Here is a 22,237-nt window from a genome sequence, read left to right as displayed (position 1 = left end):
GGAACAAATGCATTGATGATTGTGCGGCGTTGCACTCGATGAGGAGGGTGTATGTCCGAAGTGCGGGTATCGCAAGAAGAAGTAGCCGTCACACTCTGTGGATAGGGTAGTCGGGTTCCGAAAATCGGGGCCCGACTTTTTTATTCTATTGGGAACCTCTAAATGATATATTTTGCGCAATATAGATTGCTATTCGAATAAAAAATAGTAAATTGCATTAGAGCAATATTATGGAACGTGGCTTTGTGTGATCGAGGCCTCTCCTTGGGCGATAAGACGATCATTGGGATGGTCTTTGAAAAATCGGGTTTTTCAGAGATCTATTCGCCGGTCAAATACGTAATAGTGAAAGTAAATAGAGTCAATCTCAGAGTTGTAAATGTATGGATGTCCTGACGCATTTTAGGAGCATAGAGGAGTTGACCAAAACGCTCTCACGTGAGCAAGGGTTGCTCAGTGAGATGTTTGAGAAACGGAAACTCATGAGGTTCCCGGTCGCACTTGCTATTGATCTTGTCGGAGGAAATGAAGCCAGGCTGCGGAAGTTGATTGACTATGGTGTGCTGGTGGAAGCTGGCAACATGGTAGAGATTGAGAGTGACTACCTGAACTTTTTCGAAGAGGTACTGAATGTCAACGAGGAGATCAACGTGCTGAGTGTACAGGAGTGTATCAATACGTTGAAGGAGAATATCGGCTATTTTCTGCAGGAGACCAATCCCAGCCGTAAAGCGGGGTATCAGGATAATGTCCGGCAGCTTCTCAAGAAGACCGGCTTCAGAACCTTGAAAAATGTGGTGGATTTGAAGCGTAATATGGATCATGCCTATAAGCAGGAGCCAAATTATGTCATCAAAAAGAAGAAACTGCAGAATCTGGACGAGAAGAGTCATAGCATTCGCGCCATGATACGCGAGTGTGAAAAGCTGATGGATAATGAGCATGCTTTTTTCATCATGGCCAATGACCCGCACATGGCCAAGACCTGTAGCGATGTGAAGCATGATTTTGTTGAGGCCTACCATGCGCTGATGGAGATTGACCGGCAGATCATCTCTTACATCAATCAGATAGACCAGCAGAATGAACTCTACAGAAAGATCCGGAAGCTGAAATATTTGCAAGATCAGCTGCTTATCAAGAGTGAAACGAACCTCTCGAAGGTGCTGGAAGAGCGGAATCCGGTTTGGATGGAGTCCCGTCAATACAGCCGGATCCGCCTCTCCCTGGAGATGTTGCGGGGAAACAATCAGATTATCAAGCTGCTGAAGCGTGTCGCCGAGCGTAATGGAATCCAGAAAACGGCAAGAACCGCAGCCGAGCCTTTGACGGATGATGATTTGCAGGACCATGTCCAACTATTGAAGGAGGTGAATCTTGCCGAAATATGGAATGCGTTCCTGGCATCAAGCTATAATCTGTTCGATTTCATCCTGAGGTACGACTATAAGGTAAAACATAATATTGAGGAGTATGCCGCAATCTTCTGTCAGCTGGTTATCCTGCATCCTGATGAATGCCGGATGACCGGAGAATATGCCATCTACCAAAACATTGAATATCCGATCATTTATGCGAAATAATACCCAAAGAATATACGAGCGTTTAAGCCGGGGCGAATTCCTCTCGGTCGACAGCATCGACACCTCTACCCGCCATCTGTATGAGGATATAGAGGAGAACCTGGAGGATTACACGGATTATTTTCGGGAGATTGGACTGCAACTCGAAGCGGGGAATGGTTACTTCTATTTTTCCCGAATAGGAGAGAGTAAACAGTCCATTGAGCAGAAGTTGGACAGCTTCTCCAAATGGCTGGACTATCTGGACTTTCTGAAGTGTTATAATCAGTCCTTTACGGCCGGGTATCAGTTCCGTAAGAGTCATTTGATGGAGCAGATCAGCCTGGATATCGAAATGAAGGAGAAGGCGAACCATCTTTTCAAGAAATACGGCGCGGGGTCTCTTGTCGAGATTGTGAACAAGCTGCTTCTGGAGATGCAGAGTATGGGCTTTGCGGAGTGTGTCAATGAGCTTGACGAGACCTATAAGGTCACTTCGGCATTCCGCTATGTAGAGGAGTTGGTGGACATCATTCAAATTGCAAACGAAGATGAAGTACCTGAATAAAGTCATTTTTATAAATAGCGCGAATATCCCCTATGCCGAGATCGCTGTAGACGGGAATGTGCATTTTACGGGAACGCAGGGTGTGGGTAAAAGCACCGTGTTGAGAGCGCTCTTGTTTTTCTACAATGCCGACAAGCATCGTTTGGGCATTCAGCAGGGGCAGAAGCCATTTGATGAATTCTATTTCCGCCAGTCGAACTCGTATATACTTTATGAAGTAATGCGTGAGAATGGTGCATATACAATCCTTGTCGGTCGCTACCAGGGACGAGCTTCGTGGCGGTTTATTGATGCACCGTATAAGCGGGAATGGCTGATTACCGAGGACAAGCAGGTGTTGAGCGACTGGATTCGGATTCGGGAACGCATCGACAAGAATGTGGCTGTCTCCGCAAGAATCGAATCCGGTGCCATGTTCAAGGATATTATCTTCGGTAATGCCCGCGATTCCAAATACGCGCGTTATGCCCTGGTGCAGAGTTCGCATTATCAGAATATTCCACGAAGCATCCAGAATGTTTTTCTGAATACGAAGCTGGATGCCGACTTTGTGAAGAACACCTTGATACAATCCATGACAGAGGAGGATCTGCCGATTGACTTGCAGACCTACAGAAGACTTGTTACGGACTTCGAACGGGAGTATGATGAGATAGACTGCTGGTTCCGTCAGTCCCGTGATGGTAGTTTCCCTGTGCGCCAGCAAGCGATGAAGATTGCAGACCAGGGGCGCAAGATTATCGCGCTCAATCAGCAATTGCTGGACGTGTGGCATATGCTGAATGAAGCGGTTGCATATAGTGAACAACAGATTCCGCTTCTGGAAGATAAGGCAAAGGAGGTAAAGAGCAGCATTGAGAAAGAAAGGACTCGGGAGCGGGAATTGACGGCAGACTACGACAAGGAGAAAGCCCTGCTCAATCAGGATCTTGGTGCCAAAAAGGGTAAATTGGCAGATATAGCGAAGGCTAGAAAAGAGTTTGATGCACTGGGTATTGGCCCGATCCTCGCTCTTGCCGACCGGGAGACTGCTATTCGGCAGGAGAGGACGGATAAACAGACGTTGTTGGATGGTTTACTGAGGACCCATGCATCGATAGAGGAGAAATACAAGGTATTAAAGGGGAATCTGGAGAATGCCCGACAAGCATTTGAGAACTCCCAGAAAGAGGCATATTATAACAAGCAGGCCGAACTTCAGCAGCAGCGCGTTAAGCTGGATGAGGACCGCACCCAAAAACGAAACCGGGTCATTGAGGTTTCCAACAGCTGGAGGCATGACTCGGACGAGCGGTGGCAAATGTTGCTGGCGGACCAGAATCGGGCAGAAGCTGCGCTGCGAGAGGTCCGTCAGTGGCATCCTATGGCTGATGCAATCAAGCAGGTGGATGAACGACTCCTGCAATTGAATCTGAAAGAGAGCGAGAATTCCGCCCAGCAGCGTGCGGTGAAAAGTCAGATTGAGCAGCTCGCCGCCGAGTACAAGATGCAAGAAGCGGACGTAAAGCAGACCTTTCAACGTGAGCAGGAGCATCTAGAGGCGGATTGTTCCAAAATCCGTGAACAAGTCGCAAGGATTGATGGCTTGCTTGCTCACCTGGACGGCTCTCTTTACAAGTGGCTTTGTGAAAATACGGAAGGCTGGGAGAATACGATTGGTAAGGTCGTTGATGAGGAGCGGGTTTTATACGCAGAAGGGCTTGAGCCTCGGCTGTCCGGTGCCAGCGATGGGCTGTTTGGCATCCAGTTAAACCTGGATAATATCGACTCGGTCCATCGTACTCCCGACGAGTACAGGGCGGAGAAGAAGCGATTGGAAGAACTGGTGCAGCAGTTAGAGCGTCAGTTGGCACAGTTGCTTGCTACTCATGAGGATGAAATAGGAAAACTCCGTAAGAAATATGCCGCGCTGATAAATCCTCTTCGTCAAAGTGCAACCTTATTGAAGGTGGAGGAGGAACAGCTCCCCGGCAAACGTCAGGAATTGCAAATCCAGCGGCATAAACTGGAGATGGAGGAGCAGGAAGAGATTGCTCGGGAGACCGAAGTCCGTCAACGTGCTTGCAACGAGGCAGTTTTGAAGGTACAATCGGAGAAAGAGGCCCGTGAGAAGAATGAACTGAAGAACAAGAAAGATTTGAAGGACCTTGATTCGGCATTCGACAAGGCTTCCAAAGCTCTTGATGCGGAGTTACGTGTCTTCAAAGCGTCACAAAACGTGGAGACCGCCGCGCGCAATCAGGAGTTTGCCGATCAGAAGAAGCAACTTGACAAACAGCAGAACGAGGAGCTTGCCGGAAAAGGCGTTGACACGCATCTGCTTGAGCAATATCGTAAGGAGCTGGAAGATTTGCAGGGACTGTTAAAAAGGATTGATAAAGAACGACCGATTGTTATCAGATATCGGGATGCCGAAAAAAATCTCTTTGCCGTGGAACCGGAAATCAAAGAGAGCATGAAAGCTATTGAACGGCAGCTCTCCTCGATCCGGCAGCACTATGATGACAAACGGGAGCGTATTTTGAGGCGGTGCGCGGAGCTGGATGAGAGCCAGAAAAAACTCCTAAAGGAGCTGGAGCATAGGCGTGAGGGGTTGGAGCGTTATCATCAGATGCGCAATAACGAGCATCTGGTGCCGGATACTTATCTCACGGATGATAGAACGATGAAGACACAGCAGGATTGTCAGCAGCTCTTGAGCCAATTGCGGGGAGTTGTCAATCAAAAACGGGAATCAATCGAGAAATTGAAATCCGTCGTTGTCAGCTTCAATCGGAACTTCAAGCCTCAGAATGCTTTCCACTTCAACACAATGCCGGTGACGGATGCTGACTATATGCAAATTGCGGTCGATTTGCAGGACTTCATGGATAATAACAAAATCGAGGAGTTTCGCCGACGGACCAGCGAGCATTACAAAGATATCATGGGGCGTATCTCGGCCGAAATCGGGTCCCTCATGAAACGAAGGTCGGATGTGAATGAAGTGATACAGGATATCAACCGGGATTTCGTGGAGAAGAATTTTGCCGGAGTCATCAAGAGTATTGAGCTCCGGGCCGATGCATCGAGCGACAAGCTCATGCAGTTGCTAATCTCTATTCACGATTATACGATGGATAATGCGCTCACCATTGGCGAACTGAATCTTTTCTCGGACAATAACCAGGATGAAGTGAACCGTAAGGTTGTCGATTATCTGAAGAGTCTGTCGCATCAGTTGCAGAACGAGCCCAATCGTGCGACGGTATCCTTGGGAGATGCCTTCCGGCTACAGTTCCGTGTCAAAGAGAATGACAACGACACGGGCTGGGTGGAACGTATCAATAACGTCGGATCGGATGGTACGGATATTCTTGTGAAGGCGATGGTCAATATCATGCTCATCAATGTCTTTAAGAAAAAGGCGGCCAAAAAGAGTGGTGATTTCATCGTCCACTGCATGATGGATGAGATTGGGCGTCTGCATCCCAACAATATAAAGGGGATTCTGCAGTTCGCCAACTCACGCAATATCTATCTTATCAATAGTTCGCCTACGTCGTACAATCCTTACGACTATCGCTATACATACCTCCTCAGTAAACATGGCGTGAAGACGAGGGTCGAAAAATTGTTGCAACGAATCAATTAGTCGGATGATATGGCGATAAATGCATCTATACAGGCATTGTTGGCCGGTGAACAAGTTGCAGGTTCGAAGCTAAACAGTCGGCTGCTTGACGAGCTGCTGGCGGAAGGTCTGCTATTGGTCCTGTCTCGCGGCTCAAGAAAATCGTATCGGGCTCGTGACCCGGAGGCTCTTAAACGGTTTCTCATAGACCGGGATGAAAGCTATCGAATCCTCGAAGTGGATCAACCGAATTCCCGTGCTTCGATGGCTGCGGAAACCGGGAACTCCAAACTCGTTATGGTTCGTTCCTGCCCGGGGTTCCCGGTGAACAGCTATGAACCGATTGCGTGTCTTCTTGACGGGAAGCCTTTCGTGGTGAATCCGCCGGAGGGGAGCTTCCTCTTTGTCGCCGATTGGGGGCGTTTTACAATCCCGGAGGATGTGGTGGTGATTGGTGTCGAGAATATGGAGAACTTCCGGATGATTCGTCAGCAACGAATATTCTTTGAACAATATCTTCAGGCGCATGATCTCTCAACCCGGGTGCTCTTTGTTTCCCGATATCCGCAATCCACAGATTTAAGGAGATGGCTATGCACTATCCCGAATCATTATCTGCATTTTGGCGATTTTGATCTGGCAGGGATAAATATATTCCTGGTTGATTTTCAGCAGTATTTGGGGAAAGAACGCTCTTCGTATCTGATCCCCGACGATGTGGAATCGCGCCTGAAATCGGGCTCCAGGAAAAGATATGATGAACAGTATAACCGATTTAAGAATATTAAATCCGAAGTGCCTGAATTGCAGCACTTGATAGATTTAATCCATCGCGAGCGAAAGGCTTATGATCAAGAGGGGTACATCTGTGAGAATTAACCCTCTTAATCTCTGACAATAGGTCTTTTGTTTGAAGATTGACTTCAAATCGAAAAACGTCCCGTCGCTCAGTGCTATTCCTCGTGTTCGCAACGGGCTCGGAGGTTGCTCAATAGCTCGCCTTTATAGGTGAAATACTTTGCTCCTTGATATGCCCCCGAAGTATTGCGGCGCTCTTCGGGCATAAAGGTCCCGACGAAGGGCGAGAGTTTGTAGAGGCGGCCTTCGTATTCGATGTGGTCGTCGTCCGCGACCGTTACTTCAATTCCGGTCGGCACGAAAACCAGAGTTGCGCCAATCGGAATGTGAACCATGCTGAACTTGAAGCGAGCTCGTTTCTTCCCGTTCTCGGTGGGCTCCTCCGGCTCCGCTTTCTTATTCCTAAGATGAACTTCATCAATCTCGGCATCGTCGAGCGTGGTCGATATGTCGCGCAGGATGTCCAACGCTTTAGCAGGAGGCACGTTGAAGAATTCCCGATTCTGACGAATCCGCAAATCGGTCAGCCGGTCGATGGTCTTGTGAATCAACTTCTCGACCTCTTCGTATTTCGAGGTTTTGAGTGTCGCATAAATCTCGAACGGCATAGGTACGGCCGTATTGTCCAACTCTTTCGAGCGAACATCTACCGGGCGGGAACTCTTGCCGATTTTCACCCAATCCTCCTTAAAGCTCGGATTGGTCAGAATGTATACGTATCCTGCTTCTTTTTTCATTGGGAGCGTGTTAATATGCAAAGATAGTAATTTCGAATGGATTGGACGGATTTTTAGCCATAAATTCCTCCAGCAGCTATCTCTGTAAGAGTTCGGTTAATTGCGTGTGGATCTTGGCCTCCTCGTCGGTGCCCGTGGTCGAGAGGCGCAGCAGCGGTAGGCCGTAGCGATCGAGGATGCAATCCTTCATCCGGTCGCGTTCGGATTGGCGGGTTCCTTGTTTGTGGAACTGGTAGCCGTCGGTCTCGATAGCCAGGATGGGCCGTTTGCCCACCCGGTTGTAGATCAGGAAGTCGAGGTGCGTGGCTCCGTTCGAGGCATAGCGGCGCTCTTCGTCATTGAGAAGCGTCCAGTCGCGGATCAGTTGTCGCAGCGGTTGGTGGCAGAGGACGCCCAGATGCCGGAATGCCGGGTCCGCCTCCAGCACCCGTTCCAGCAGGGTATAGGTCAGATTCTCGGAGTCGAACTCCGAGATCCGGCGGTGCCGCTTGAGAAACTCCCGTCGCGCCTCGGCGTAGGGTTCGTAGAGCAGGTCGAAAACCGAATGGATGGCGCTCTCCGTGATCTTGCAGCCGTTGTAGTCGATGTAGGCCAGCAGGTCAGCGATGTTGCGGCTGTTGGGCTGTTCGTTGCTCGAGGTGACGAGCGTGAATTGCCGCTTGGCCCGCGATACGGCAACGTTCAACAGATTGGGATCATCCGTGAAGACGGTAATCTGATCGTCGACGGTCGACAGGATGATGGCCTCCTTCTCCCGCCCCTGGAACTTGTGGACCGTAGCCACATCAACGCTTCCGCCCAGTTCGCGGTGGAGCGCATTGACCTGCTCGTTGTAGGGGGAGATAATGCCAATCTCGGCCGGCTCGCAGGGGAGTGACGGCAGCACCTCGCGCCGGATCGTCTCGATCTCGCGGGGATTGAACGCTCCCCGCGCGTGATGCCCCGGGGCAGTCCGCCACGCTGTGATGACGTCGGGTTCGCCGCGATCCTCGGTCATGATCAGCAGGCGCCCGCCGTAGAAGCGCTGGTTGCAGAAGTTGATAATCTTCGGATGGCAGCGGTAGTGTTCGCGCAGCAGCGTCTGCGGCGCTTCGGGAAAGACCCGACAGACGGACTCCAGAAAACTCAGCGCGGCGCAGTCGTAGCGGGGATCGATCGCGTGTTTGGCGGCGATGGCCTGCATGCGGAGCCGGTCGGCGTCTGTAATGACGTTGGGCAGCTGCATCGAATCGCCGACAATCACTGCATTGCGGGCGCACATCAATGCCAGCGTCCCTGTTTCGGACGACACCTGCGAGGCTTCGTCCATAATCACGTAGTCGAACAACGTCTCTGCCCGGAAATTCGATCGTGAGGAGAAGGTCGTGCTCAATACGACGGGGTACTCCTTGAGCAGCTCGGGGGTGATGTGCTGGAAAATGGGCCGTTTGTGTCCCTTGCCATAGCGGGCGGCCAGTCGGCTGCGAAGGTAGCGCATCGAGTCGTCGCTCAGACGGGCCACCATCGCCGGAGCATCCGACGTGGCAAGTTGCTTTTCAATTTGGTCGATCTCCGCCGCGAGCTCCTCTTGCCGGACCTGGTAGTAGCTGCGCTGGAGGAGGGGGATCAACCGCTGGAGATCCTGCCGCTCCGGGTGGCGGGGCAACCCGTCGAACAGACGGCGGATCCGGCGTTTGAGCAGAAACCATCGGACTGCTTCGCTCCATCTGTCGAAGAGCCCGTTCGGCTGCCACTCGACAGCGGCCTGCAATTCGTTCCACAGCATCAGCAGACGGGCCGATGACATCTGCCGACGAAGCGTCACGGAGGGATCAATCGTTGTCTCCTGCTCGAAATGGAGCTGTTCGGTTTGCAGCCCCGTCAACTCCTGTCGGGCACGAGCCAGCCGCTCCTGTCGTTCGAAAACCGTCTGCAACGATTCGGCCTCGGACTGAATGGCGCGGAGAAACTCCGGAGAGTCGGTTTCGGCCGAATACCACGAGTCGATCTCGGCCGGAATGGACTTCTCGATAGCCTGTGTTTCGACGAAGGCTGTCTTTCGCTCACGGCTGCCCAGCAGGGCGGTGAGAAATCCCAGCCTTTGCTTCGCCAGCTTCTCGACCACATTTTCGATGGCCGAGTTGTTGTTCGAGACGACCAGCACGGTCTTCTCCTGCACCACAAGGTTGGCCACGATGTTGAGGATCGTCTGCGTCTTGCCGGTTCCCGGAGGGCCTTGGATGATGCTGATCTGATTCCCGAAGGCTGCCTGGATAGCTCTCTGCTGGCTGGCGTTGCACCCGAAGGGGTAGATGAGCTGCGGCACCGGGAATTGTCGGGGCGAGTCCTTGCCGGGATTCAGGTAGAGGGCCGCTGCCGAACGGTCGGAGACGAAGTCGATCTTCTGGTACTGCATCAACAGTAGTTTCTGTCCGTCGTCGGTCTCCAGTGGGTTGAGCTCCGCTACGTCGCGCAGATAGGCAAAGCGATCTTGTGCGGGTGGTTCCTCCAGGCACGACCGAACCAGTTCAACCTCCGATCCCTTGTAGTGGGCTCCGGTGCCGTTGGCGTATTCCACATACCAGAATCGCCGCGAGCCTTGTTGGAAAGCGGCGATGTAGGAGAGAGGCTCTATCCGGCGGCCTTTGTGAAGCAGGTGGCAATGTTGCGGATCAAATACTACGGGATCCTTCAGCCATAACACTTTGCTCGGGACATAGGAGTAGGTCTTCGGAAAATGGCAGAAAATAACATGGCAGCGGTTGGGCCTTGAGGTGTACCAACAGCGTTCGACGGAGTCGGTTTTGTCCTCTCCGTCGATGATAATCCGATTTTCCCGAGGGTCGTACATCCTGAATAGCGACGGGTCTTACTATTTTAGTTTCTTGCCGCAGGAGAAAGCCTTGTCGACCGTAGCCCCCAATTCGATATATTCGAGATGGATGGGGTCGAAGCTGATCGGGCGCAACTTGCGCAGGTCGATTTGCCCGTCGGTCAGAATGCTTTCGTCGGCCGAGATGTTGACGATACGTCCTGTCAGATGGCAGCTTGCGGGATCATAGGATAGTAGTTCGCACTCGAGCGTCATGGGCAGTTCGTCGATCATCGGGGCATTGACGTGCGCCGAAGGAGTAGCATGAAATCCTGCCCGGGCGAATTTGTCGGGGACTTTATTCCCGGAGACGGTACCCACATAGTCGCAGGCTGCCACTTGATTGACCGTGGCCATGCTGACGGTGAAGGCACGTGTTGCAAGGATATTTTTCGTGGTTTTATGCCCGGCGGAGAGACAGATTCCGATTGTCTCATCGGTAAATATGCCACCCCAGGCGGCATTCATGATATTGGGCACACCTTGCTCGTCGTAGGCTGCCACAATCAGTACGGGCATCGGGTAGAGCCAACTCTTCAATCCAAAGTCTTTCTTCATATTGCTTTGTGAAATTAATCCGTAAATTTTACGAAAATTACAAGAATTTAACGACTCATCAAAATTCGAATCTTAATTTGAAATGGATCTCGCGACGTAATTTTCTTGAAAACAGGCGACTCATGGATATTGTTGGCAGATTTATATAAAAAAGAGAAAATGGTTAAAATTATGTTGCCAAGGTCATTGTCTCACTTTTCTGATATAATCAGTTTATATTGATGATTACAAGTGTTTTATCATTTTAATTGATGCGAATTGTTTTTTACAACAATACGAATAGTACTTATAAATACATCTTGTTGGCAATCATCACTTTTGGTATATGTTCTGTGCTTATTCTGATAAGAACTAAATTGAGGTGGCTAATATCGAATTATTACTATATTTACATAATAACAATACTTAGTTAATTTTTAGTTTAGAGACTCATTTATAATATATTACGTCATATATACAGCACCTCTGACAGGAACTTGTACACCTGTCAGACAACCATAAACAACGAATCTTAAAATAGATGNTGAAACAATGTAACAATACTTAGTTAATTTTTAGTTTAGAGACTCATTTATAATATATTACGTCATATATACAGCACCTCTGACAGGAACTTGTACACCTGTCAGACAACCATAAACAACGAATCTTAAAATAGATGGGAATAATAGCCTGAAAGACTGAAAATAAGCGTCTAAAAAAATTGGCCAAGTCGCTAAAAATTAGTAAATTAGCAGTTGCCAGACAAACCAATTTGCTAATGGAAATTCAGCCACTTGACCAGCTCACCAAGATCATCAATGATGCCCTTGATGGCACTGCAAAGTTACGCAAAAGTTTTAAAACTTTCTTCGTCATTACTTCAATTCTTTTCCTAAGCATGACGAAACGTAAGAACTTCACCCAAATGGCGCTGTCCAGCGACTGCTGCGAGAGCCGTTTCAGACAGAACTTCCGGAAGAAGTTTGACTGGGTGGGATATAACCTTGCGTACTGCAGGGAGAAACTCCAGCACAGGATTGCCATCGCCATCGACCCGAGCTACATTCCCAAGTCGGGAAAGCACACTCCCGGCACGGGATACTTCTGGAGTGGATGCGCATCTGCCGCGAAATGGGGGCTTGAGATTCTGGGCATAGCGCTTGTTGATGCCGATGAGCGTGATGCCGTACATCTCAGGGCTGTGCAGACGGTGGACATCGTGTCCAGAGGCCGTCCTCCCAAGTACCTTGCGGGAATGGATGATCCAAATTCACTGCTGGCATGGTATCTTAAGGTCATTGCCTCTCAGAAAGATGCACTTTGGAAAGTCTGCAAGACGGTAGTTGCTGATGCCTATTTCTCGAAGAAACCTTTTGTGGATGGTCTCATTGCTTTGGGATTCAACCTTATAAGCAGATTCAGGAGCGATGTAAGACTGCGTTATCTTTATGATGGTCCCAAGACCGGCAAGCGTGGAAGACCTAAGGTCTATGGTGACAGGGTGGACATCAGGAATCTCGACATGAATGCGTTTGTGAGTGAAGACATCACCTCGGATGACAAGGTGGTAACACTCTATTCTGCGGTTGTCTGGTCGGCAGGTCTCAAGCGCAAGGTCAAGGTGGTCATTGTTGACTGCCTCGAGCCAGGCAGGAAGACTCAGGAGAGGAAGGTGTTCTTCTCTACAGACACCTCGATGTCTGCCAGAGACATCATGGACATCTACCGAACCCGATTCCAGATTGAGTACCTTTACCGCGATGCAAAGCAGTTTACCGGACTCGCCCACTGCCAGTCACGGAAGAGGGAATCACTGGACTTTGCGTTCAACATGTCGCTCTCCTCTGTCAACGTGGCAAGGGCTTTTGCCCGGAGTTGCGGCGTGCATCTTTCTGTCTCCAATGTAAAGACGCTGATTCATAATGCGGATATGATACAGAGATTTATTCGTATGTCTGGAAAGCACCCACACAGGCTATTAAATACCAACGATTTCAAAGAACTCTTATATTATGGCGTCTCGGACGCTGCGTGATTATCCAAAATTTAACGAACTATTGATAATAACTGATTTAATTACATTGATACTGATTTTTATGAGATTTTTAATCCCCCAAAAACTATAAATTACCAAATTCTCAAATTCTCAAAAAACATACGATTAGTGGATTATATGAATTAATTGTGCTTTTTTTGTGAAAACAAAATTTAATAGTTATGATAATCGGACGAAAAGCAGAGCAGAAAATACAGTTTTCATCGGTACAATTGGGGTACTGAATTGATAACAATTATGGCCGTTGACGTGTATGTAGGTCATATCTTATGCGTGCCTTCTACTATAAGTTTATATTTCAGCATACAGGTTTGGCCAATGTCAAGGCCAAGACCAAGCCCCGCTGTTCAGTTTTGCAATTTCACTTTGTGATGTCGATTGCGATGATTGTCCGATACAGCAGTTGAGACTAGAGGCATTTAGTCTATTATTTCTTTTTTGAAGAACTTGACTGGTGAGAAGAGAAATAACATTGAGTTTGAATAAGTAACTATAATTTTATTATCTAATAAAAAGTCTAACATGGAATTAAGTGATGAACAAATCTTAGAAGCTATCAGAGGACAGTATAAATTGTCTTTCATGCAGATAGAATTGTCCTTCCCTATTAAATACAATTTAGCAACTGATGAAAGCGATGAGTATTCGGACAAAGATTTTGCGACCTTTGTGCATGAGTATATTCATTATTTGCAAAATATATCTACACCTTGGGGGTTGTATAATTCAATGATAAAGTATGAAAAAATAAGCTATGATTTTGCTTATTTACAAACAAGGAAAGAGTGCAGGCCCCCAATTAAAGTGACTTATCCTGATTCATTGAATAGGAAAAATATAAGACAACTTATATCTCTTGGCAGATGGTGCAGGTTTGACAATAAAATTGTTGTTGATGAATCTCAATTAATTACGATCTCAGAAAAATTAATCTCCTACCAAGGCATTAGAATGCCTATGAAGATCATATCTTTCACTGATCAAGAAGGCATACAATATCAGGTGCCGCTTGGTGCTTGGGTAATAATGGAAACAATGGCTGCTATATTTCAAGAATTTATAGATCCATCTTCAAAGAATAACCACTCAGATGTCCCGTATAATATTGTTAGTAAATTTGTAAAAAAGAATTATCCCGATATCTTCAAAGAGAAGGGTAAACTTGTTGCACTATTGTATTCCTCATTATTCTCTACAAATCCTGGAATATTGTTTGTTGACAGATTGGAGTATGCAAATTCGAACCAAAGTCGTACTGCAGCACAACTGTTTGATGACTTGGTAAATATGGCTTCTATCCATACAGAAACAGAAGATATGAATGTACACACATTCTATAACAATATAGAAAAGAAATTCAGCAATATCTTGCAAAAATTATTAATGATTAACTTGGATTACGTTGCTGAAATACTAAAAAGGGTTAATATTAACAACGGTTTTGTCCCTATTGTTACAATAATATCAGATGGAATCTTTGACAGAGAAAGAGCAAAGAGTTTAGTATCATATTTAGGCATCCCTTATGTATATTCTAAACTAGGAGGCGTTCTGTATCCAGATTCTATAAAACAACCGGGAAAGGCTGCCGATGATATTATAGCGCTAATTGGAGCAAGAGCTTTATCATATATTATGAATAATGGCAAATGCGAATTATCGTTCAGTTGTGATAAAGGCGAAAATACAAAACCTGAATGTAAAACTATACCATGGAAAGGTGCAGAGTGCCCAATTACAGCGTTTTATAAAATAATTAATGGTGAAACAATAGAGTAGCAAGTTCATAATATGAGAATAAGAACAGACATCCCGATCTGATCATGTCTCTTTGATTTTACTCTTAAAAGGCTAATATCTCAAATGCAAGAAATGTCTAGATAAGATTGATAGCAGGCAGGGCTGTAAATTGGATATTGATCTAGCCTTTTATGCGGTAGTAATTATGTAGGGCTTTGTTGTTGTTTTGTGCGGTGAAACTAGTGTCATGCAGATACTCCCAGATTGTCTAGTATTGTTGCAGGTCACAATCATATAATATTTTCAACTTAATGATGAACAGTACGATCCATTCACCAGACGTCCATTGAATATAGGTTTGCTGCTTATGCGGATGCTTGTTCTAGGTAGTGTCTCAAAAAGTGTATAGAAAAAGACGCCATCAGCTTTCTCTGACAGATAGATTATTACTTTCTGATCAACACGCCATAGCGTGGTTAATCTTATTTTCTTTTTTCTTCTTTCTCACATTCAATCGATAATTCCCGTTCTAGGTCGGACCGAGAGATAGACCTCAAATACGATTTCTTATTCATGACTGTTTGCCCACCCACAGCAGAACCGACTCTTCGTTGGGGCATGGCTCTTGTAACTCGCCGAAGATCTTTCTGCTGCCGTTCGATCCAGTTTGTCGTGTTGATCATCGGCTGAAGCCGTACCTCGTAGTTCAAATAGGTGAAGAAGGTCTTGTAGACCGGATCTTCGCCCCGTCGTTGAAAATTGTGATAATCCTGGCCCCATTTCTCACAGAGTGCCTGTACCGTATAACTGCGATTTCCTGTGCGGAATACCTGCCGCAAATTCTCAGTCTATCCTCACTTGTCTCCGTTACGCATGCTGCCCAGCAGATGGCGTTTCAGGTGCGTTGTGCCAGGGGAAACGCACTGATGACCTCCAGACACTTCAGTCCGTCAGCGCAGACTTGGACGATTCCCCGTACGTCTCGTTCTTGCAGTTCTACAAGCATTTTGCTACAGCCCAGGGCGCTCTCCGTGGGCTGTGGCAAGATCCCCATCACCTCACAGCGCTTGTCTTCATGCACGGATACTGTTCCAAATAGTGTGTCTAGGGAGGAATAAATAAAAAAGTCTACAGATTTTTTAGATTTGTAGAGGCAAACCAACAAAAACTAAAAAAGGAGTAGACTTATGGTATTGACAAAGGAACAACTTTCCGNTGCGGATACTGTTCCAAATAGTGTGTCTAGGGAGGAATAAATAAAAAAGTCTACAGATTTTTTAGATTTGTAGAGGCAAACCAACAAAAACTAAAAAAGGAGTAGACTTATGGTATTGACAAAGGAACAACTTTCCGAATTAATATGCAAACATTCGGAGCGAGAAAATGGCCTTCAGGATCTGTTGGAGATCTTATTGGAGAGTATGATGCTTTCGGAACGCCGGGAATATCTTCGAGAAAACGCTACGTCAGGGAACAAATGCAACGGCTTCCGACCGGGACATAGTTACGGTCATGGCCGTACGCTGACGTTCCGGATACCTCGAGATCGCTACGGGAATTTTCATCCCCGGATTCTGGCGATCTTGCGCCATCAGGAAGACGAATGCGAACGCCTTGCCGGAACACTGTATACGAAAGGACTTACGCAGGAACAGGTTGGCGAGGTATTCCAGGATATCTACGGCGAGCACTACAGCAAGGCGAGTATTTCGCGGATGCTGGACTATCTTCGCGAGGATGTCTCTCAATGGCTCACGCGCTCTCTGGAGGCGTATTACCCAATCGTCTTCATCGATTGCGTACACATGAAGATCCACCGCAGGCGGAGCGTAGAAACAGAAGCTTTTTATGTGGTACTTGCCGTGCGTGAAGACAAGCGGCGTGAAGTGCTGGGGATCTTCAACAAGCCCACGGAGAGTGCCTTGGGTTGGGGCGAGATGCTCACAGAACTGCAGGAACGAGGTGTTCGGAAGATTGGCCTGGTGTGTGCCGATGGGCTGAAGGGTCTGGAGGACGTCATCAGTGCGGTTTTCCCCGGAACCCCGCTGCAACGCTGTACAACGCACCTGAAACGCAATCTGCTGAGTTGCGTGCGCAACGGCGACAAGGGAGATCTGGCCGGGGATCTGCGGCAGGTCTTCCGTACAGGGGATCGCAGCTATACGGTGGAGAGAGCTTGGGAACAATGGCAGGCGCTCTGTGAGAAATGGGGGCAGGATTACCGCAGTTTTCGACGACGGGCGGAGGATCCGGCCTACAAAGCCTACTTCACCTATCTGAACTACGAGGCAAGGATTCAGTCAATGATCTACACGACGAACTGGATTGAGCGTCTGCAGAAGGATTTTCGACGGGTTACACGCATGCGGGGAGCCATGCCCAGCGAGGAGTCGGTACTGCTGCTGATGGGTAAAACGGCCATGGATAAGAAATCCTACCTGAGACCGGTGCCGCGGATCGACTTGGATCGGGAATTATTCCCCGAGTGAAGACTATAACACAAAAATTAGATCCACACGCCGCGGCGTGTGGATCTAAAAACAAGAATTGTTATATTTGCATATCTGAAGAATCTGAAGGCTCCTTCTCAGACACACTTTTTGAAACACTACCCATGCAACGGCAAGCATTGTGTAAAAAAGATTCAGTTTTTACGCTCCGCTTGCGGTGGATCTTCATTTGTATGCAATGAAGATGATTAGGTAATAATATGTGAAGGCCTGGACGGAATGCTTTAGCTTTACGCAGGAACAGGCGAGTGAGGTTATCCAAGATATCTACAATGAATCCTACAACAGCAAGGCTAGTATCTTAGCATGCCAGATACCTTTGTGAAGATGTTTCATAATGGCTCACATGATCTCTGGAGGCATATCCTTCTGATTGAGCAAGATCGTTAGGATTCGTGGATGAAAATACCTGTAGCGATCTCAAGGAATTCGAACATCAGTGTCCGTCTATGGCCGAACCAGCGGTCCGGACGACCCTGTTGCATTTATTCCCAGACGCGGAGCCCCCCCCAAGGATATCTCCGTCGCCCCGAGAATGTCTCTACCCAATTCTCAGTAAATCCTGAAAATCGTGCTTTAGCCCTGAATACGAACATGTCGAATTTAAGAGAGGAGCAGTCTCTCCTCTCTTAAAATTATGATCTTTTATTTTTTTGTTTTTTTCTCTTTGATTTCTGTTTCGTTTTGGTAGTGGTGATATTTTTGATAACCCGTATTTTATTTTCTCTATTAGCTTTCTCCAGCCTGCTAATTTTCTCATTAAGAGCTGCAATAAGAATCTCTTGCTCTGATATCTGAACATCTTTCGCTTCTATAGTCTTCTGTGCTGTTAACAAATCATTAGCAAATGTGTAGCCTCGCTCTGTTAATCGTTGAGCCTCAACTACCTTTTCTTTTAGCGTTTCACAGGTAAGTATTCTATCAATATTAGCATCAACATCTATGCGTAATCTATGAATCTCTTTATATTTTAATTGTGCCCCAGCCTCCAGCAAAGGCTTTACTTGTGGCCAAAGAAGTTCTGCAGTATATGTTAAGAATGGATTCTCAAATAAATTTATAAGGTCAAATTTCGAGTTCTCGATTAATCCGATTTCTTGCAATATCGGAGCTAATGCAAGAGGGTTACATATGATATTCTTATCATATATCTTTAATTTTTTTGCGCATTCAATTGTTTTTCTGGTTGTTGTCAGCAAATATGCTTTTCGACTAAGAGGTTTATTATTCCCGTCGCCGTCTCGATTTAATTTCTGTATAGTTAAATATAATAGCGCGTCAGTTTCTGCAATTTGGGCGTTCTTCTCTGAATCTCGTTTAACCCCTTTAGCAGACATTATTGTCAGGCTCTCAATTTCATCAGCAAGTGCGGTTTTTATTTCATCATTTATAGGGACCATTTCATCTTTGTCCATGATATGGAGATTTTGGCCACAAACTGCTTTTAACTTATTAATTAATAGTTGAGGATTGTTGTCATCAGAAAGGTTATCAATATATGTCTGAAATCGCAAATCCTTTTTTCCACTTCTAAGCAATTTGACATAGTCCTCAACAAAGACATTTCCGTCTTGAGTTTCTAGAACGTCATCCGGGATAAAAGGCCATTGAGTCCCATTATACGAATAACGTTTTTTTGCTGCATTAATGTGATCCTGAATTTCATCAATAACAGTACTCGGAATCGATATTGTGCAATTTGCCTTATTAAGAGATTTTATCATCTCTCGATATATTACACTATATTTTGCCTTATTAGCCAATGCATTTAACGCTACATCGGTATCGATAATAAAAGTCTTCGTACAAAGTTTTGTAAGCTTAAAATTTCGTAAAGAAGGATCTAAATTTAATACTTCCATAGCGACATATGCGCGAGCCCATTTTTCTAAGATCTCTTTTTCTTGTTTATTCGGATTATTAATGACGTCAGCCAGCGCTCCAACTAATGCTTGCCCTAATTTAGTTGACAATCCTTTACGAGCTACATCTACTGCATTAGGGATGTCAACATCTTCTTCTTGCTTTAATCCCCAAAAGGAGTATCCATATAATTGAAAATATATTGATAGTGCATTTCTGATATTTTTTTTAACTTTAGGAGTCTCGCCTGAAATATCAAAATGCCCAATTTCTGTTATTCGAGCTATAATCCCATTGATTAACTTCTCTGTTTCTGTTTCAATATTCGTAAAGAAGTCTTTACCGGATGAACTGCAGTCTTTATATTTGTTATTCTCTATGGGTACAATATATTTTTGAGCTATCAGCTGGCTAATGTGCGGTAGTATATCTTTAGTCGTATAATCTAAAGCAAATCGTTCCCTCAGTATTTCCAGGATATTCTCAATGGTATACTCGCCTCCTCCGTAAATTAGGGACAGTCGTTTAATTCCGTCATTATGAGTCAATCGGCAGACTGTCCCGGTAATTTTTCCGATCGAACTCATCTTTTTATATTTTCGGCTCCGTTTCGGAGCCCCTTTTTTCATTTTTGGACCCAACTGGAGCCAATACTCCAGTGAAAGGGCCGTTTCTCACTCACCTCGAACATCAGGCAGCCTGGGCAATTTCGTTGACTTCCCGCCGGACGAGCTGTACTGCATTCGCCGTGTGGATGCCAAAGAAGATGTACAGGATTTCGGTCAACTTCGTCCTTGCCTTGATGCGTTTCAGGCCATAGTGTTCCTTCTGCGTTCCGAACGAGCCTTCCATCCTCGTTGCCCTCACCCTCGCCAGCTCGTTGCGGATGATGTCGTTCTCTTTCTTTTCCAAGGACGGACGGCCACGCTTGACGAATGACGTCTGTATTCCTCTATCCTTGCAGTACCCCCTGTTGGCGCTGCCGGCATAGCCTGCATCTCCTCCGACCTTCTTCGCGTCCACACCGAAGAGCTTTCGGTGCATCTTCAGGCAGTGCGTAAGCCTGGTTCCCTCGTTGAAGGCATTGAATGACAGCTTCTCGATGAATGAGAGTCCGTCAACCTGGATGTTGTTGCACTTCGCACCGAACTCTACGCTCTTCACTTCCTTGCCTCTCACGATCGGCCTCACATACGGCTTGCTGATGCTCACTATCCTGTCCTTGACACTCTCGCGAGGATTGTTGTTCTCGAAGTGGGCCTTCTGCTGGCGGTACACTCTTGTGATGATTTCAATATCGCTCTTCTGTCTGGCTGTCAGCAATTTCTCCGCGCCTGCATTCTCCCTCTCCAGTGTGCGGGTCTGCTTCAGTATCTTCCCCAAAAGGTTGAGCAGGCGTCTGGTCAGTTTCCTGGTCTGGACTTTCGTATGCCTGCGCCGCTTCCTGTACGACAGGTTGGCCTTCTCTACGTCTACGTACTTCGTCCTCGGACGGTGCACATTCAGCTTGGCACTCAGAGTGCACATTATCTCATATGACTTCTCTATTCCTTCCCACAGAAGCTTCGCATCCGTAGGATAGCGCATCTCGCTCTCGTAACAGGTTGCATCCGTATACATCGTATCCAGGTCCTTCATGTACGGTTTCCAGGCTCTTGCCAGTATCTCCTGCTGCTGTTGGATCTTCAGCCCGCGGGCCAGCTCCGAAAACACGTCGTCCAGAAGTTTGTAGTTCGTCAGAGGATGCATCGGGTCTATTCTCACATCGCAGAAGAGCTGATAGTGGACGTTGCCGTTAAGATGCTCCATCAACCTCGGGCTGCTCAGACCTGTGTACATCTTCAGGAACATCAGCGCAACCTTGCCCTCCGGGGTGAAGTATGTTTTTCGCCCTTTCTTCGCTCTCATGCTCTTGCTTATCAGTCCAAAGTTCTCTGCCATCTCACCAAGCGGCAGCCTCTTCCTGATTTTTCCCAGCTCGCTAGTCTCGAACGTCCGCCTATACAATTCATAAAAATCGAACTCCGTGAAAGGAAGATCGGGTGATATTTCAGAGAAATTTTGTACCTTAGCCATGCAGATTAATTTTTGCGATACCTCCAAATTTGGCTTTTCTAGGGCAATTGGAGGTATTCTTTTATCTTTAGCTAAGATACAAATTTTATATTACATTGGCAATCAATTCATTATAAAGTTTTATTCTTTTTACGACAGTCCCTATAGTAGTCTTGGGTGAACGTGACCACCGTGATACGGTACAATACGACTTCATTCACGACATCCTGGCCGACCCTCGTTTTGCCGAACAGATAGGATACGTCTATACCGAAGTCGGCTCGTACAACATGAACGATGATGTAAACCGCCTGCTGCAAGGCAGTTATCCAACGGATGCGGCCTTCATGGACAGCCTGTATGCCTATTATAGAAAGTCGGAGACCTTCTATCCGATTTGGGAGAAATACAACCGCATTAAATTTCTGAAAGGTATATATGAAATAAACCGTACTTCTCCAAGGAAAATCGAGCTCGGACTGACCGACCGCGAGTTCTCATGGGACGAGATTCGTACTGTAGAAGACTACAAGAAATTTTGGGAATCTCGCACAGTGAACTATCGCGACAGTTTAATGGCTGCCCATATTTCGGAAATGTTTGCCCGCCAGATACCCTTGAATGGGAAACGCAAGGCCTTGGTGATAACCAGTCAGCCACATGCCATCAACGATTCGATGATTCTCAAAAAGATAAATACTGTTTATGGGACACAGGGCTGGTGGATGAAGAAAATCTTTGGAGAAGAAAAAGTCAAAATCGTGGTACTGAACTGGTTTGATTACAACCTGTTTAACGGAAGTAATTTCCCGATGACTGGAGAAGGACATTGGGATGCTGCCTTTGAACTGATGGAATGCCGCCCGTTCGCTATTGATTTGAAAAATACACCTTACGGAGAAACAGCTTACAACGGTCTCGTCGGAGGTACCACGATTAATGTAAAGAACAAGAGTTGGCAAGATGTGGCCGATGGGCTTATCTACTATGTACCGCTCTATGATCATGTTGCTGCATGGGGTATTGAAGGACTCGTAACCAAAGAGTTTGAACCTGAGATAAAGCGCCGTCTGACTATATTCTTCCAGGCAACACAACCAGGCGCAGAAATACCCATGGAGGCTGCCATCGATGAATATAATGTTTTTCACACTTATCCGGCCGCTATTAAAAGTAGAAATGAGGTAAAACAGTTGATTCAGCAGGTGCTGGAAACGACTCGATAGTGAATATTCTAAAAACAAGGCGCTCCTCCGAAGCGCCTTGTTCGTTTTTGAGCCGATA

13 protein-coding genes are annotated in these 22,237 nt (G+C 46.7%); 8 read left to right on the top strand and 5 right to left on the bottom strand.

Annotated features, from left to right (window positions below; all coding sequences use genetic code 11):
• The first annotated feature begins 383 nt into the window (after positions 1-383).
• From C8267_RS06255 to C8267_RS06240, 4 genes are read left to right on the top strand one after another with little or no spacing between them, the layout of a single operon-like run.
• Positions 384-1,583 (top strand): hypothetical protein, encoded by a 1,200-nt coding sequence (locus C8267_RS06255; protein ID WP_106634054.1) that lies wholly within the window; start codon positions 384-386, stop codon positions 1,581-1,583.
• A complete protein-coding gene (locus C8267_RS06250; RefSeq protein WP_106634053.1) occupies positions 1,573-2,130 on the top strand; it encodes a condensin complex protein MksE in 558 nt (185 codons plus the stop codon). The genes C8267_RS06255 and C8267_RS06250 overlap by 11 nt, the downstream gene beginning before the upstream one ends.
• Entirely contained in the window at positions 2,114-5,764 is a 3,651-nt protein-coding gene (locus tag C8267_RS06245; RefSeq protein ID WP_106634052.1) for an ATP-binding protein, read from the top strand. The genes C8267_RS06250 and C8267_RS06245 overlap by 17 nt, the downstream gene beginning before the upstream one ends.
• 9 nt (positions 5,765-5,773) lie before the next feature.
• Positions 5,774-6,622 (top strand): DUF7281 domain-containing protein, encoded by an 849-nt coding sequence (locus C8267_RS06240; RefSeq protein ID WP_106634051.1) that lies wholly within the window; start codon positions 5,774-5,776, stop codon positions 6,620-6,622.
• A gap of 74 nt (positions 6,623-6,696) precedes the next feature.
• On the opposite strand, the gene C8267_RS06235 is transcribed toward C8267_RS06240, so the two are convergent.
• The 3 genes from C8267_RS06235 to C8267_RS06225 all read right to left on the bottom strand — a co-directional run bounded on the left by C8267_RS06235 (position 6,697) and on the right by C8267_RS06225 (position 10,747).
• Positions 6,697-7,338 (bottom strand): GIY-YIG nuclease family protein, encoded by a 642-nt coding sequence (locus tag C8267_RS06235; RefSeq protein WP_106634050.1) that lies wholly within the window; start codon positions 7,336-7,338, stop codon positions 6,697-6,699.
• A gap of 76 nt (positions 7,339-7,414) precedes the next feature.
• Positions 7,415-10,168, bottom strand: coding sequence for an AAA domain-containing protein (locus C8267_RS06230; RefSeq protein WP_106634049.1), 2,754 nt, complete (start codon positions 10,166-10,168; stop codon positions 7,415-7,417).
• Between the two features lie 21 nt (positions 10,169-10,189).
• Positions 10,190-10,747, bottom strand: coding sequence for a flavin reductase family protein (locus C8267_RS06225; RefSeq protein ID WP_106634048.1), 558 nt, complete (start codon positions 10,745-10,747; stop codon positions 10,190-10,192).
• A 760-nt stretch (positions 10,748-11,507) separates the two neighbouring features.
• On the opposite strand from C8267_RS06225, the gene C8267_RS06220 reads away from it, so the two are divergent.
• From C8267_RS06220 to C8267_RS06215, 3 genes are all read left to right on the top strand, one after another.
• On the top strand, positions 11,508-12,764 hold the full coding sequence (locus tag C8267_RS06220; protein WP_071149385.1) for a transposase: 1,257 nt from the start codon (positions 11,508-11,510) through the stop codon (positions 12,762-12,764).
• Positions 12,765-13,307: 543 nt separating this feature from the next.
• Complete coding sequence (locus C8267_RS10925; protein WP_158699732.1) at positions 13,308-14,564, top strand: hypothetical protein; 1,257 nt, start codon at positions 13,308-13,310, stop codon at positions 14,562-14,564.
• A 1,286-nt stretch (positions 14,565-15,850) separates the two neighbouring features.
• Positions 15,851-17,014, top strand: coding sequence for an IS256 family transposase (locus C8267_RS06215; protein ID WP_106634047.1), 1,164 nt, complete (start codon positions 15,851-15,853; stop codon positions 17,012-17,014).
• A gap of 656 nt (positions 17,015-17,670) precedes the next feature.
• On the opposite strand, the gene C8267_RS10920 is transcribed toward C8267_RS06215, so the two are convergent.
• Together C8267_RS10920 and C8267_RS06210 are read right to left on the bottom strand one after the other, a co-directional pair.
• Positions 17,671-19,485: a hypothetical protein gene (locus tag C8267_RS10920; protein ID WP_158699731.1), complete on the bottom strand. Its 1,815-nt coding sequence runs from the start codon at positions 19,483-19,485 to the stop codon at positions 17,671-17,673.
• Between the two features lie 103 nt (positions 19,486-19,588).
• Entirely contained in the window at positions 19,589-20,974 is a 1,386-nt protein-coding gene (locus tag C8267_RS06210; RefSeq protein WP_199792066.1) for a transposase, read from the bottom strand.
• Between the two features lie 152 nt (positions 20,975-21,126).
• On the opposite strand from C8267_RS06210, the gene C8267_RS06205 reads away from it, so the two are divergent.
• A complete protein-coding gene (locus C8267_RS06205; protein ID WP_234025708.1) occupies positions 21,127-22,179 on the top strand; it encodes a hypothetical protein in 1,053 nt (350 codons plus the stop codon).
• Positions 22,180-22,237: the final 58 nt, after the last annotated feature.

Origin of the sequence: Alistipes sp. Marseille-P5061, from assembly GCF_900290115.1 — a bacterium.
GTDB lineage: Bacteria > Bacteroidota > Bacteroidia > Bacteroidales > Rikenellaceae > Alistipes > Alistipes excrementigallinarum.
Note: the sequence above shows the minus strand (reverse complement) of the source record. Positions and strands in the feature narration are given on the sequence as shown.